This window comes from Bordetella ansorpii (genome assembly GCF_900078315.1).
GTDB lineage: Bacteria > Pseudomonadota > Gammaproteobacteria > Burkholderiales > Burkholderiaceae_B > Bordetella > Bordetella ansorpii.
The window spans coordinates 662,693-676,614 of the sequence record NZ_FKBS01000014.1; the positions used below are offsets into that span (position 1 = coordinate 662,693).

Sequence of the window (13,922 nt, forward strand, 5' to 3'; positions counted from 1 at the left end):
CGATCAGCGCGGCGGCTAGCGCTGCGCGGGATTGAAATGCTTGGCCAGGCCTTGCCAGCAGCGGTAGTACTCGTGCTGCAGTTGCGGCGCGGCCAGCGCGTGCGCGGTGGGGCGGATCACCCGCCGCGTCTCGAACATGAAGGCCATCGTATCGCGGATGTAGTGCGGCTTGCTCGTGTCGGCGTGGCTGGCCTTCTCGAAGGTTTCCGCGTCGGGGCCGTGGCCGCTCATGCAGTTGTGCAGGCTGGCGCCGCCGGGCATGAAGCCTTCGGCCTTGGCGTCGTAGACACCGTGGATCAGGCCCATGAACTCGCTGGCGACGTTGCGGTGGAACCAGGGCGGACGGAAAGTGTCTTCCATCGCCAGCACGCGCGGCGGGAAGATGGCGAAGTCCATGTTGGCCGTGCCCGGGGTGTCCGAGGGCGAGGTCAGCACCGTGAAGATCGACGGATCGGGATGGTCGTAGCTGATCGAGCCGACGGCATTGAAGCGGCGCAGGTCGTACTTGTACGGCGCATGCGTGCCATGCCAGGCCACCACGTCCAGCGGCGAGTGGTCGATGGCGGCGCGCCAGAATCCGCCCGCGAACTTGGCGACCAGCTCGAAATCGCCTTCGACGTCTTCGTACCAGGCGTGCGGGGTCAGGAAGTCGCGCGCGTTGGCCAGGCAGTTCGAGCCGATCGGGCCCAGTTCGGGCAGGCGCAGCGGAGCGCCGAAGTTCTCCAGCACATAGCCGCTGGCCGTACCGTCCAGCAGTTCGACACGGAAGCGCACGCCGCGCGGAATGACGGCGATTTCCTGCGGCTCCAGGTCGATCAGCCCCAGCTCGGTGGCCAGGCGCAGGCGGCCCTGCTGCGGCACGATCAGCAATTCGCCGTCGGCATCGTAGAAGAAGCGGCCCTGCATCGAGCGGTTGGCGGCATACAGCTGGATGCCCACGCCGCCCTGCTCATCCGGCGATCCATTGCCGCCCCAGGTGTGCATGCCTTCGATGAAGTCGGTGGGGGCCTCGGGCACGGGCAGGGGGCTCCAGCGCATCTGGTTGGGCGGCACGGGCGCCGAGCCGAAATCGCTGACCCAGTGCATGGCGTGTTCGAACGGCGTGAACGGCAGGTGTGTCACGCCGGGGCGGATGCGGTACAGCCAGGAGCGGCGGTTCTCGGCGCGCGGGGCGGTGAACGCGGTGCCCGACAACTGTTCGGCGTACAGGCCGTACGGACATTGCTGCGGCGAATTGCGGCCCTCGGGCAGGGCGCCGGGCAGCGCTTCGGTGGCACAGTCGTTGCCGAAGCCCGATTGGTATTGCAGGGACATGGTCTTGCCTCCGAGGGAAGCGGATCGCGCGATGCGTCCGCCTTTTGCGTGGATGGTTATGGGCCCATTGTCGGCAATCCCATGACATATGGCTACGGGAATGCAAAAATACAGACTATAAATTTCATGAATAATAGGGGCCATCATGCCAGTTGCCGACCCGCGCCGCCTGGACCTGAATCTGCTGGTCGTCTTCCAGCACCTGCTGGAACTGCGCAACCTGTCCGCCGTGGCCCGGCGGCTGGACCTGACGCAGCCCGCCGTCAGCAATGCGCTGCGCCGCCTGCGCGAATCGCTGGGGGACGACCTGTTCGTGCGCACGGGCCAGGGCATGCTGCCCACGCCTTTCGCCGAGCGGCTGGCCGGGCCGGTGGGCGAGGCGCTGGGGCTGCTGACCCGCATGCTGGATGCCGACGAAGTCTTCGATCCCATCTCCAGCACGCGGCGTTTCCGTATTGCCATGTCCGACGTGGGCGAGATCCATTTCATGCCGCGCCTGATGGAGACCTGCGCGCAGCGTGCGCCGGGCGTGCGTATCGATTCGGTGCGCGCCAGCGGCGCCGAGCTGCAGCGCGAACTCGAGCTCGGCCACATCGACCTGGCGGTGGGGGCGTTCGACGACCTGGGCGGCGACGTGGTGCAGCGCATGCTGTTCCGGCAGGGCTACATGACGCTGTTTCGCGATGGCCATCCACAGGCCCATGAAGGCATGAGCCTGAAGGCGTTCCGGGCGCAGAACCACCTGGCGGTGTCGCGCGCCGCGCCGTATGGACAGGTGAACCAGGCGCTGGAAGCCGCCGGCATCTCGCTGCAGGCGCACTTCAGCGTGCCGCATTTCTCGGCGGTGCCGTACATCCTCAGCGCCACCGACCTGCTGGCCACCGTGCCGGCCAAGCTGGCGGCCAGCGCGGCGCCGCGCTTCGGCTTGCGCATGCTGGCGCCGCCCTTGCGCGTGCCGCCGTTGCAGACCAACCTGTACTGGCAGCGGCGCTTCCAGCGGGATGGCGGCAGCCTGTGGCTGCGCGGACTGATCGTGGATCTGTTCGCTGAACCCGCCGGGCAGGCGCCGCGCCGTCAGATCGGCGCCTCGTCCACGTTGTAGGTGAACAGCCACTCGTAGCGTTCGCGCACCCGCGCTTCGCTCCATTCGCGTTCGACGTACTGCGCCGCGCCTTCGGCATGGGCAAGGGCGGGATTGTGAAAGCGCCTGGCGTTCTCGGCCGAGCCGCGCACCACGCGCGCGGTGCGGTCCTTGCGGGCGGCTTCGTAGCGTTGCAGCGCCTCTTGCGGATCGGCGATTTCGTCCAGGGCGCGCGCCAGCATGTAGCCGTCCTCGATGGCCATGGCCGCGCCCGACGCCAACATGGGCAGCGTGGGATGGCAGGCGTCGCCCAGCAGCGTGACCCGGCCCACGGTCCATTGCGGCAGCGGTTCGCGCAGCATCAGCGCCCATTTGTAGGGCTCGTCCAGCGCACCGATCAGGGTCTGCACATCGTCGTGCCAGCCCGCGAAGTCGGCCTGGCATTCGGCCACCGTGCCGCGCTCGGTCCACGATTCCACCTGCCAGTCGTCGCGTTCCAGGATGCCCACGAAATTGACCAGCTCGCCGCGCCGCAGCGGATAGTGAATGACGTGCGCGCCCGGCCCCACCCAGTTCACGGCATAGGGCTCGCGCAGATGCGCCGGAAGCTTTGCCGCAGGGATCACGCCGCGCCAGGCCACCGTGCCGCTGAAAGCGGCGCGGTCCGCGCCGAACAGGGCGTTGCGCACGCACGAATGCACGCCGTCCGCGCCCACCAGCAGGTCCGCGCAATAGGGCGTGCCGTCGGCCAGCCGCACCGTCACGCCGTCGGCATCCTGTTCCACCGCCGCCACGCGCGTGCCCAGCACGATGGCCTGCGGATCCAGCGCGAGCACCGCGTCGGCCAGCGTGCGATGCAGGTCGGCCCGGTAGATCGTGTGATACGGATAGCCATAGCGCTGCAGCGACTGCGCGCCCAGGTCGAACAGCGGCCAGGTCTGGCCCGTGCTCCATAGCCGGATGCGCTTGCCGGAGGTGCTGCCGGCCACCTCGGCCAGCGCATCGCCCAGGCCCAGTTGGTACAGCGCGCGATTGGCGTTGGCGCTGAGCTGGATGCCGGCGCCGATCTCGCGCAGCTCGGCGGCCTGCTCCAGCACGCGCACCGGATAGCCGCGGCGCAGCAGCGCCAGGGCCGCGGTCAGGCCGCCCAGGCCCGCGCCGACGATCAGGATGGAGGGTCTGGGGTGGCCGGTCGAGGCAGGGGCGGTTCCGTTCGTCATGAGAAGCTGCTTATTCGGGTTTGACATTGGCCTGGCGGACGACCTGCGTCCACTTGTCCAGGTCGGTGCGGATCGATTGCGCGAAGGCCTGCGCGGTGCCGCCCACCGGCTCCAGGCCCAGGGATTCCATTTCCTTGGTCACGCCGCCGTCGCGCGCGCCGGCGGCCAGGGCATCGGTCAGTTTCCTGACGGCTTCGTCCGGCGTGCCCGCCGGGGCCATCAGGCCGAACCACGAGTAGGCCTCGAAGGGCTTGCCGGTGACTTCGGCCACGGTCGGCACGTCGGGCAGGCGCGCATAACGCGCGCTGCCGGTGACGGCGTAGGCGCGCAGCTTGCCGGCGGCGATCTGCGGATACAGCAGCGTCACGGTGTCGAACAGCAGTTCCACCTGTCCGCCCATCACGTCCGCCAGGGCAGGCGCGCCGCCGCGATAAGGAATGTGCAGCAGTTGGGTGCCGGTGGTGCTCTTGAGCAGTTCAGCGGTGAGGTGGCCGATGGAGCCCGTGCCGGCGCTGGCGATGGTCATCTCCTTGCCGCGCGCCTGGTCCAGCAGTTCGCCCAGCGTCTTGGCGGTGACCTCGGGACGGCTGACCAGGATCAGCGGCCCGCGCACCGCCATGCCGATGGGCGTGAACGACTTGATGGGGTCGTACTGCAGGTTCGTGTACAGCGCGGGCGCCACGACGATGCTGCTGGTGCCGCCCCACAGCAAGGTGTAGCCATCGGGTTGGGCCCGCGCCACGTAGGCCGTGCCCACGCTGCCGCCCGCCCCGGCGCGGTTCTCGACCACGACGGGCTGGCCCAGCTTGTCGGCCATCACCTTGCCGAACAGGCGGGCGCTGCTGTCCGTGGGGCCGCCCGGCGGGAAGGGCACCACCAGCGTGATCGGCCGGGTGGGAAACCCTTGGGCGGCTGCGGTCGCGCCGACGCCCATCATGGTGCCCAGCATCATCAGGGCGGCCGCGGTGCGCAGGCGTGCGCGGGCGGGGAAGGGGGAACGGGTCATCGTGCTGTCTCCTGCGCCATCGGCGTATGGATGCGCCCTGGCGATATCTCGTTGGAATTAGGGATGCGCACCAAGGCGTCCATGCATTTCAACAAAACCGCATGAACAAGTGAAAGCACGATATCTGATGGATTGATAAGCAACGGTTGTTAATATTCCCGGCATTCCCGCTCCGCACGGCTTGCCCATCATGAACTTCTCCTTCCGTCAGTTGCGCGCCTTTCTCGCGGTGGCCAGCCTCGGCAGTTTCACGCGGGCGGCCGAGCAGATGCACATCACCCAGGCCGGCCTCAGCGCGATGATCCGCGAGTTGGAGGAGCAGGCCGATTGCCGCCTGTTCGAGCGCACCACGCGCGCCGTGCGGCTGACCGAGGCGGGCCTGCGCTTGCTGCCTGTAGCCGAGCGTGCGGTGCGCGAACTGGGCAGCACCTTGGGCGAGCTGGGCACCTTGTCGGCGCCGGCCGGTCGCATAAAAGTTGGGGTGACGCCGTTGATCGCGTGCAGCGTCATGCCGGAAGTGCTGCGCCGTTTTCAATTGCTTCTGCCGGATACGCGTGTGGACGTCGCCGACGTCGACCGTAGCGAGATCCAACTGCGTGTCGAGCGCGGCGAACTGGATGCCGGGTTCGGCGCCTTCTTCTCGCGCGTGTCGGGTATTCGCCGCAGCGCCGTCTTCCCGGCCCGATTGGTGCTGGCCGTGGCTCACGGCCAATGGAAGGGCAAGGCACGGGCACGCTGGGACGACATCGATCCGGCGCGGCTGATTTCACTGCCGGCAGACAACGCCATCCAGAAAATGGTGGATCGCCACGTCGGGCTGGCCGATGCGGGTCTGCGGCGCGAGGCCACTCATCTGGAAACCGTGCTGGCCATGGTCGAAGCCGGATTGGGTCATGCCGTGGTGCCTTCGTTCGCGGCGGTGGCGGGCCGGCGCTGGCGCGTGCGGCTGGTGCCCATCGAACCCGTGGCGCCGCTGGACTACTACTGCATCACGCGGGCGGGACGGCCGGAGTTGGCGCAGGTGGCGCAGTTAAGGGACGAATTCGGCACGGTCGCGTTGGAATACATGCGAGATGACGGCACACTCTGCGCATGAAGGGCTGGATGCGCAACGCGAGGCGGATCAACAAGCATGATTGGGCATATACTTGGACATATACTTGTTTTATGGGGTGCATCCCATGTCCCAGATCACGCTTTATCTCGACGACGCAACCCAGGCCTTGGTCGACGAGGCTGCGCAGGCCAGCGGCATGTCCAAAAGCCGCTGGGTGGCCGAGTTGATCCGTAAATATGCCTCGCAGGAGTGGCCTGCGGATTGCCTGGCGCTGGCCGGGGCGTTCGCCGATTTTCCGTTGCGCGAGGATGTCCCCGAATTGCCCGCGGATGTGCCACGCGCGGGCTTCTGAAGGCCTGTCCTGTGCTGATTCTGGATAGCAATACCATCAGTTATTACTTTCGCGGCGATCCGCAGGTCGTGCCGCGGCTGCAGGCCCTCTCTCCGTCCAATATCGGCGTGCCTGCCATCGTCGAATACGAGTTGCGCTACGGCCTCATGCGTTTGCCGAAAGCAGCGATGACCTCTCGCCTGTCCGCCTTGCAGCAACTGCTCAGGCCCATGAAGTCATTGCCGTTCGACAGCGCGTGTGCAATGCATTGCGCGGAGATCCGGGTAAAGTTGGAGGCGATGGGTACGCCCATCGGCGCGCACGATCTGCTGGTTGCCGCGACGGTGCTGCGTCATCGCGCCACGCTGGTCACGCGCAATGGGCGCGAGTTCTCCCGCGTGCCGGGCCTGACATGGGTGGACTGGCACAGCCAGTAGCCTTACCCGCTACAGCACCGACGCCCGCGCCCGTTCCAGCGCTTCCTTCACGATGGCCGTGTCGCCGATGTGATTGGCCAGCAGCAGCACCAGCGCAGCGTTCATCTCGTGGCTCTGCTCGGGCGACAGATCACGGTGCGCGTCGATCAGCACTTCGTAGAAGTCGTCCGGCGCGGGCAGGTTGGGTTCGATGATCAGGGACATGCGATTCGCTCCGTGCAGGGATCAATGGACCGTGCCGGCCATGACGCCGGTGGCGCGCCGCAGGGCATCGCCCACCACGGCGGGATCGAAGGCGCGCCAGCGGGCCGCCACGTGCTGGTCCGGCCGGATCAGATAGCAGGTGCCGGGCTGCGCGTCATAACGCTGCGCCAGCACGCCTTGCGCATCCTGCACGGCATCCTCCGCATTCGATCCGACCAACACCGTGCGCACCGGCACGGGCGCCCGCGCCAGCCCGTCCAGCGCGGCGCGCATGGCGGCGTCCGGCGCGTCGTCGCCGCAGAACAGCGCCAGCACGAAATCGTTGCCCAGGTGCGGCAGCCACCACCCATCCTGCCCCGCGTGCCGAACGGGCGCATCGGCCGCCACCGCGCCTGGACGCATGCGGCCTGCGAAGACCTCCGTGTCGGGCGTGTTCAACGGCGATTCGGCATACGTCGACGGCACGGACAGCCGGCCGCTGTTGACCAGCGTGCGGGCGAAGGGGTGCGCCTTGGCCAGGTTCAGCACGGCGTTGCGCAGCACGCGGCTGGCTTCGCTCTTGGGGGTGATGAAATCGGTGGAGCGCGACGAATTGCGGATGTTCTCGTCGGCGGCGTACTCGCGTTCCAGGCAATAGCTGTCCAGCAGCGAGGCGGGCGCGTGGCCGGCCAGCACCAGCTTCAGTTTCCAGGCCAGGTTCTCGGCATCCTGCACGCCGCTGTTGGCGCCCCGTGCGCCGAAGGGCGATACGCGATGTGCCGAGTCGCCCGCGAACAACACCCGCCCATGGCGGAACCGGTCCATGCGTTCGCAGGCGAAGGTGTACACGCTGACCCATTCCAGTTCGAACTGGGCATCTTGCCCCAGCAGCGCGCGGATGCGCGGCAGCACGTTCTCGGGTTTCACCGCCTCGACCGGATCGGCGTTCCAGCCCAGCTGGAAATCGATGCGCCAGACGTTGTCCGGCTGCATGTGCAGCAGTACCGACTGCTCGGGATGGAAGGGCGGGTCGAACCAGAACCAGCGTTCGGCCGGGAAGTCGGCCGTCATCTTCACGTCGGCGATCAGGAAGCGGTCGCGGAAGATGCGGCCGTGGCTCTCCAGGCCGAGCTGCTTGCGCACGGGCGAACGCGAACCGTCGCAGGCCACCAGCCAGCCGGTGCGCAGCGTGTAGGGGCCCTCGGGCGTTTCCACCGTCAGGGTGACGCCCGTGTCGTCCTGCGCCACGGCGGCCACCTTGTTCTTCCAGCGCAGCTCGATCAGCGGTTCGGCCCGCGCGCGTTCCAGCAGATAGCCTTCGGCGTAGTACTGCTGCAGGTTGATGAAGGCCGGGCGCTGATGTCCCGCCTCGGGCAGCAGGTCGAATTTCCACACCTGCTGGTCGCGGAAGAAGACCTTGCCCACGTTCCACGACACGCCCTTGTCGACCATGCGCTGGCCGGTGCCCAGCCGATCCCAGATCTCCAGCGTGCGCTTGGAGAAACAGATGGCGCGCGATCCCGTCGACAGCTTGCAGTCGTCGTCCAGCACCACCACGCGCACGCCCTGGTGGGCCAGGTCCAGCGCGGTGCTCAGGCCGACCGGACCGGCGCCCACCACCACGGTGGGATGGTGAGCCGGCGTGGCGCCGTCCTGGTCCGGGCTGCGGGCATAGGCGAACTCCATCGCCTGGTAATCGATGTTTTCCACGTTGTCTCTCTCCCGCTCGTTGGCGGTTTTCTTGCCTTGGGCTGCTCCCAGGCGAAAACGGACCCCGGGGGCAGCAAGCCGAAGCGCGGCGCAGGGGCCTTTTTTCTTTCGATGCCATTGGCTGGCGCATGCCGTGGACGTGCGGCCTCACGCCGCATGCCGCGGCGCCGGGCGCGTTCAGCGTGTGCCAGTCAGGCGCGGCAAGCCGCTGCCGCGCCGGGAAATCAGCCTTCCAGCTGTTTCCACATTTCGATGTCGCGCTTGTCCGTCCAGATGCGCGGATCGTCGTGGCCGGTGGCTTCGTCGTAGGCGCGCGAGACGTTGAACGGCATGCAGTGATCGAAGATGACCCACTCGCTGTAGCGCGGCTTCATGAAGTCGTAGGCCTGGCGATAGATGGCCTTCAGGTCCAGGCCATCGGCCACGCCACGGTTGACGATGGCGTACAGGTCGGTCAGGAAGGCGCGCGTGCCGGCCAGGCCCTGGCGCACTTCCTCGGCGCTTTTCAATGCGGGGCCGCGGCCCGGCACCATCTTTTCGGCGCCAAACGAGGCCAGCGCATCGAGCGTGACGGGCCATTGGCGGAAGTACGCGTCGCCGCAGTAGGGGGTGGACTGGTATTCGACCAGGTCGCCCGCGAACAGGATCTTCTGCCCGGGCAGCCAGGCGATGGTGTCGCCCTTGGTGTGGCCGCGGCCGACCTGCAGCAGCTTCACTTCCAGGTTGCCCAGGTTCACCGTCATCTCGCCCTTGAACGTCATGGTGGGCCACACCAGGCCGGGCGGCACGGTTTCGACGTTGCGGAACAGGCGGGGGAAACGGCCGATTTCGCTGGCCTTGTCCTGCTCGCCGCGTTCCTCGATCAGGTCGCGGGTGTCGCGGCTGGCCAGGATTTCCTGGGCGCCGTAGGCCGACGCGCCGAACACGCGCACGGCGTGGTAGTGCGACAGCAGGATGTACTTGATGGGCTTGTCGGTGACTTCGCGGATGCGGCGGATGACGTCCTGCGCCATGGCCGGGGTGGCCTGGGTGTCGACCACCATGACGGCCTCGTCGCCCACGATGACGCCGGTGTTGGGATCGCCTTCGGCCGTGTAGGCATAGGCGTTGTCGGACAGCTTCTCGAACGAAGCGACCTTGTCTTCCAGGTCGCCGTGCGACGCGAACTGCTTGCTCATGATTGACTCCTTCCACTGTAGTTATAGACGTGCGGGATGGAGGCCAATATAGCTTGGCGTTCGTTTTTGTGCAATACGTTTGCTATTGTCTAATTCAACGCTTTTGGCAGACCGGGCAGAAGTAGGTGGCGCGCTGGCCCTGGACCAGGCGCCGGATGGGCGTGGCGCAGACGCGGCAGGGCTGGCCGTTGCGTTCGTAGACCGCCGCATGGATGGTGAAGTAGCTGCCCGGTTCGCCGCCCGCGCCCACGTAATCGCGCAGCGTGCTGCCGCCCGAGGCCAGGGCGTCGGCCAGCGTGGCGCGGATCATCCGGGCCAGACGTTCACAGCGTGGACGCGAAATGCGCTGGGCCGGCGTGCGCGGATCGATGCCCGCCCGGAACAGGCTTTCCGAGGCGTAAATGTTGCCCACGCCCACCACGGCGGACCCCGCCAGCAGCGCCTGCTTGACCGCGATGCTGCGGCCGCGGAACTGGTCGTGCAGCCACGCGCCGTCGAAGCGGGGATCGAAGGGCTCGATCCCCAGGTTGGCCAGCAGCGGGTGGGTGTCGATGGGGCCCTTGGCGCCGTCATGCCATAGCACCGCCCCGAAACGGCGCGGATCATGCAGCCGCAGCACGGCGTGGTCGAAGATCCAGTCGACGTGATCGTGCTTGCGGGGAGACTCGCCCTCGGGCACCCGGCGCAGCGATCCCGACATGCCCAGGTGCACGATCTGGGTGCCGTGGTCGAAGCGCAGCAGCAGGTATTTGCCCCGGCGGGCGCATTCGAGCACCAGGCGGTCGGCCAGCAGGTCGGGCAGGTCGGGGGGGATGGGCCAGCGCATGCGCGGTTCGCGCACGACCAGGCGGCGTAGCGTCTGGCCCGTCATGACGGCGTCGATTCCTCGGCGCGTGGTTTCGACTTCGGGCAGTTCCGGCATGGGCCAGTGTAAGATCGGACAAACGTAATGGGCGATTGTGCCATCAACCGGATAGGGTGCGTGAAGTTGTCGCATAAACCAATCAAAGTCGGAATCGCCGCGCTGGCCTTGGCGCTGGCCGGGTTGCAGGCCGACATGCCGGCGCAGGCCGCCGAGGTGCGTCCCCGGGACGCCACTGGCCCGAAGCTGTTGCCGCAACGCGGCCCCGAAACCGAAGTCATCCGTCTGCGGCCGGGCCAACTGCCCTATGTGTCGCTCACGGGGGATATCTTGTATCGCCTGATGGCCTCCGAAATCGCCGCCCAGCGCGGCCTGTTCGGCACCGCGGCCACCACGCTGGTCAACCTTTCCCGCGAGACGGGCGATCCGCGCATCGCGCACCGCGCGCTCGAATTCCAGTTGGCCGGCGGCAATCTGCCGGGCGCGCTGGAGGCGGCCCGCACGTGGTCCAACCTGGCGCCGTACGACACCGAGGCCACCTCGACCGAGCTGGCCCTGGCGGCCGCCAACGGCCAGACGCAGGGCCTGTCGCAGGCGCTGCGCAAGCGCATCGACGACGCCAGCGACAAGACCGTGGCCATCGCGCAGACCATGGGCATCCTGGGCCGCCTGGGCGACCGCCGCACGGCGCTGCGCATCCTCGACGATGCGCTCAGCGAAAAGGTCCGCAAGCTGCCCGCCGCGCACATGGCGCTGGCCGACGTGGCGCACGCCGCCGGCGACGAAGCCCGTGCCTACGACGAGGCGCGCGCCGCGCTGGCCGCCGACCCCAAATCCGAGCCCGCCGCGCAGCGCGTGCTCGAATACGGCACCAAGGCCGACCCGGCACGCGCCGAGGCCGATGCGCGCGCTTTCATCCAGCGCAATCCCGACGCCCGCAAGCTGCGCCTGCTGCTGGCCGGCCAACTGGCCGACCGCGGCCAGTACGATGCCGCGCTGACCGAACTGCAGGCCATGTCGCGCCGCTCGCCGGAAGACTTCGACCTGCTGTTCATGCAGGCGCAGCTGTCGTATCGCGCCGGCCATCTCGACCAGGCGCGCACGCTGCTGCAGCAATACCTCGAGGTGCAGGACCAGCGCCAGCAGGCCACCGTGCCCGGCGCCACCGACGCCGGCGCGGCCGCCACCGATGCGCACGTGCTGCTGTCGCGCATCGCCGAGGACCAGGGCCGCTACGACGACGCCGTCAACGAGCTGTCCGGCATCGACGATCCCGCCATGCGCTACGCCGCGCACATGCGCCAGGCCGCGCTGCGCGCCAAGCAGGGCCGCATCGACGACGCGTTGGCGATGGTCGACGCCGCCGATCCGCAAGACGACGAAGAGCGCCTGCAGGGCGTGCTGGCAAAGGCGCAGATCCTGCGCGATGCCGACCGCACCGATCAGGCCATCGCCGTGCTGCAGGCGGCCGACAAGGAAATGCCCGACACGGTCGAGGTCAAATACGAACTGGCCATGCTGAACGAGCGCCGCGGCCGGGTCGACGAACTCGAGCGCCTGCTGCGCGAGGTCATCGAACTCGACCCCGAGCATGCGCACGCCTACAACGCGCTGGGCTATACGCTGGCTGACCGCAACCAGCGGCTGCCCGAAGCGCAGGAACTCATCGAGAAGGCGCTGGCGCTGTCGCCCGACGATCCTTTCATCCTGGACAGCATGGGCTGGCTGCGATTCCGCCAGGGCAAGTCCGACGACGCGGTGAAGTACCTGTCGCGCGCCTACGCGGCACGTCCCGAGGCCGACATCGCCGCCCACCTGGCCGAAGTGCTGTGGACCCAAGGCAAGCAGGACCGCGCCACGGACCTGCTGCGCGCGGCCTATCGCAAGGATGCCAGGAACACCACGGTGCTCGATACCCTGAAGCGCCTGGGAGTCCAGCCTTGACGATGGCGGCGGTTGCTGGCCGTGCCTGGCGCCGCCTGGCCGGCGCAGCGATGCTGCTGGCCTTGGCCGCCTGCGGCACGCTGCCCCAGCCCACCGGCCAGCCCGCGGCCGATGCGTTCTCGCGTGCCGGCCGCTTCGCCATCACGGCCACCGAAACCTCCGACGGCACGCAGCAGGCCGTGCAGGGCGGCTTCGTCTGGCGCGACGACGGCAACCGCTATCAGCTCGACCTGACCACCCCGCTGGGGTCCACCGAGGCCCGCGTGGAGGGGCAGCCCGGCGCCGCCATGCTGACGCGTTCCAACGGCACGCGCATGCAGGCCCCCGATCCCGACTCCCTGGCCGAAGACGCGCTGGGCAGTCCCGTGCCGGTCAGCGGCCTGCGCGACTGGCTGCGCGGCAAACCCGGCGAGCCCGCGCCGCAGGCCCTGCAAAGCGATGCCCAGGGGCATCCCGCGTCATTCACGCAACGCGGCTGGCAGGCCCGTCTGTCGCGCTACGACGCGCAAGGTCCGCAGTTGCTGGTGCTCGAGCGCCTGGAAGGCACCCGCCGCATCGTGGTGCGGCTGGTGGTCGACTCCCCCTGAAAGCCACGGTGATCGCATTGCGTCCGGACCTTGCTGTCCGCAGATCCATCACTTCCTGCCCATCGCCTGGGCCATATCTCCGTGACGCTCTACGACGTTCCCGCGCCGGCCAAGATCAATCTGTTCCTGCACGTCGTGGGCCGCCGCGCCGGCGATGGCTACCACCTGCTGCAGACGGTGTTCCGCTTCGTCGACCTGTGCGACACGCTGCATTTCGACTTGCGCGCCGATGGACAGATCACCCGTGCCTACGACCTGCCTGGCGTGCCGCCGGAGCAAGACCTGACCGTGCGTGCCGCGCGGGCCTTGCAGCAGGCCACCGGCACGCGCGCGGGCGCGCAGATCGGCCTGGAGAAGCGCATTCCGCAGGGGGGCGGGCTGGGGGGAGGGTCCAGCGACGCGGCCACCACGCTGATCGCGCTGAACCGCCTGTGGAACACCGGCCTGTCGCGCGCCGAGCTGATGCAACTGGCTTTGCCGCTGGGCGCTGACGTGCCCGTGTTCGTGTTCGGCCAATCCGCCTTCGCCGAAGGCGTGGGCGAGCAACTGAGCGCCGTGACGCTGCCGCCGGCTGCGTATGTGTTGGCGCAACCCGACGCCAGCGTGCCCACGGTGGAAATTTTTCGCGCCCCTGATTTGACACGCGATTCAAGTTCGATCAGAATAGCGGACTTCCTTGCTGATCCAACTTCTGCTTTCGGCAGAAACGATCTGGAACCCGCAGTCTTCCGGCGCTATCCTCGAATCGAAGAAAGCGCCGGCTGGTTGAAAAGTAGGTTGAAGGTGCAGTTGCAAGATCGGACGTGCGTGAATGTGCGCATGTCAGGGTCGGGCGCATGCCTCTATGCCGAGTTTTCATCGCTGCAGCAGGCCGTTTTGGCAGAAAAGGAAATTACCGCTACAATGCGCGTCGCTGGAAAAACAACCAGCCCAGCGCATCCGGAGTTTCGGTTGATCAAGGCCTCGGCCGGTCTAGTCGAACATCCGTTGCGGTACTGGATTGCAAGATAGT

The 13,922-nt window shown here is 67.8% G+C and carries 13 protein-coding genes and 1 pseudogene; 7 read left to right on the plus strand and 7 right to left on the minus strand.

Annotated features, from left to right (window positions below; genetic code table 11):
• Nucleotides 1–15: 15 nt before the first annotated feature.
• Nucleotides 16–1,314 carry a homogentisate 1,2-dioxygenase gene (gene hmgA, locus A7W11_RS10700; protein WP_066411505.1) on the minus strand — a complete coding sequence of 433 codons (1,299 nt, stop codon included), beginning with the start codon at nucleotides 1,312–1,314 and terminating at the stop codon, nucleotides 16–18.
• 145 nt (nucleotides 1,315–1,459) lie between these two features.
• Between hmgA and A7W11_RS10705 the strand changes: the two genes are divergently transcribed.
• On the plus strand, nucleotides 1,460–2,416 hold the full coding sequence (locus A7W11_RS10705; protein ID WP_066411508.1) for a LysR family transcriptional regulator: 957 nt from the start codon (nucleotides 1,460–1,462) through the stop codon (nucleotides 2,414–2,416).
• Here the strand turns inward: A7W11_RS10705 and A7W11_RS10710 are convergent.
• On the minus strand, nucleotides 2,389–3,615 hold the full coding sequence (locus tag A7W11_RS10710) for an FAD-dependent monooxygenase (protein WP_066411510.1): 1,227 nt from the start codon (nucleotides 3,613–3,615) through the stop codon (nucleotides 2,389–2,391). The genes A7W11_RS10705 and A7W11_RS10710 overlap by 28 nt on opposite strands.
• 10 nt (nucleotides 3,616–3,625) lie before the next feature.
• Nucleotides 3,626–4,621, minus strand: coding sequence for a Bug family tripartite tricarboxylate transporter substrate binding protein (locus tag A7W11_RS10715; RefSeq protein ID WP_066411513.1), 996 nt, complete (start codon nucleotides 4,619–4,621; stop codon nucleotides 3,626–3,628).
• Between the two features lie 190 nt (nucleotides 4,622–4,811).
• On the opposite strand from A7W11_RS10715, the gene A7W11_RS10720 reads away from it, so the two are divergent.
• From A7W11_RS10720 to A7W11_RS10730, 3 genes are all read left to right on the plus strand, one after another.
• On the plus strand, nucleotides 4,812–5,717 hold the full coding sequence (locus A7W11_RS10720) for a LysR family transcriptional regulator (RefSeq protein WP_066413866.1): 906 nt from the start codon (nucleotides 4,812–4,814) through the stop codon (nucleotides 5,715–5,717).
• A gap of 85 nt (nucleotides 5,718–5,802) precedes the next feature.
• Entirely contained in the window at nucleotides 5,803–6,030 is a 228-nt protein-coding gene (locus A7W11_RS10725; RefSeq protein ID WP_066128846.1) for a ribbon-helix-helix domain-containing protein, read from the plus strand.
• Nucleotides 6,031–6,041: 11 nt separating this feature from the next.
• Complete coding sequence (locus tag A7W11_RS10730) at nucleotides 6,042–6,446, plus strand: type II toxin-antitoxin system VapC family toxin (RefSeq protein ID WP_066411516.1); 405 nt, start codon at nucleotides 6,042–6,044, stop codon at nucleotides 6,444–6,446.
• 9 nt (nucleotides 6,447–6,455) lie between these two features.
• Here A7W11_RS10730 and A7W11_RS10735 read toward each other — a convergent pair whose 3' ends face one another.
• The 4 genes from A7W11_RS10735 to mutM all read right to left on the minus strand — a co-directional run bounded on the left by A7W11_RS10735 (nucleotide 6,456) and on the right by mutM (nucleotide 10,439).
• Nucleotides 6,456–6,650 carry a DUF2783 domain-containing protein gene (locus A7W11_RS10735; protein ID WP_066127735.1) on the minus strand — a complete coding sequence of 65 codons (195 nt, stop codon included), beginning with the start codon at nucleotides 6,648–6,650 and terminating at the stop codon, nucleotides 6,456–6,458.
• A 21-nt stretch (nucleotides 6,651–6,671) separates the two neighbouring features.
• Nucleotides 6,672–8,315 carry an FAD-dependent oxidoreductase gene (locus A7W11_RS10740; RefSeq protein ID WP_412778726.1) on the minus strand — a complete coding sequence of 548 codons (1,644 nt, stop codon included), beginning with the start codon at nucleotides 8,313–8,315 and terminating at the stop codon, nucleotides 6,672–6,674.
• 248 nt (nucleotides 8,316–8,563) lie between these two features.
• Nucleotides 8,564–9,517, minus strand: a complete 954-nt coding sequence (locus tag A7W11_RS10745; RefSeq protein WP_066411523.1) for an MBL fold metallo-hydrolase — start codon at nucleotides 9,515–9,517, stop codon at nucleotides 8,564–8,566.
• A 94-nt stretch (nucleotides 9,518–9,611) separates the two neighbouring features.
• Nucleotides 9,612–10,439, minus strand: a complete 828-nt coding sequence (gene mutM, locus A7W11_RS10750; RefSeq protein WP_066411527.1) for a bifunctional DNA-formamidopyrimidine glycosylase/DNA-(apurinic or apyrimidinic site) lyase — start codon at nucleotides 10,437–10,439, stop codon at nucleotides 9,612–9,614.
• Between mutM and A7W11_RS10755 the strand changes: the two are divergent.
• The 3 genes and pseudogenes from A7W11_RS10755 (at nucleotide 10,438) to ispE (ending at nucleotide 13,921) form a co-directional block, all read left to right on the plus strand.
• Nucleotides 10,438–12,323 (plus strand): annotated as a pseudogene (locus A7W11_RS10755) (tetratricopeptide repeat protein). The gene mutM and the pseudogene A7W11_RS10755 sit on opposite strands and share 2 nt — an antisense overlap.
• A gap of 2 nt (nucleotides 12,324–12,325) precedes the next feature.
• Nucleotides 12,326–12,910: a lipoprotein insertase outer membrane protein LolB gene (lolB, locus tag A7W11_RS10760; RefSeq protein ID WP_066411533.1), complete on the plus strand. Its 585-nt coding sequence runs from the start codon at nucleotides 12,326–12,328 to the stop codon at nucleotides 12,908–12,910.
• An 81-nt stretch (nucleotides 12,911–12,991) separates the two neighbouring features.
• Nucleotides 12,992–13,921 carry a 4-(cytidine 5'-diphospho)-2-C-methyl-D-erythritol kinase gene (gene ispE / locus A7W11_RS10765; RefSeq protein ID WP_066413874.1) on the plus strand — a complete coding sequence of 310 codons (930 nt, stop codon included), beginning with the start codon at nucleotides 12,992–12,994 and terminating at the stop codon, nucleotides 13,919–13,921.
• Nucleotide 13,922 lies beyond the last annotated feature (1 nt).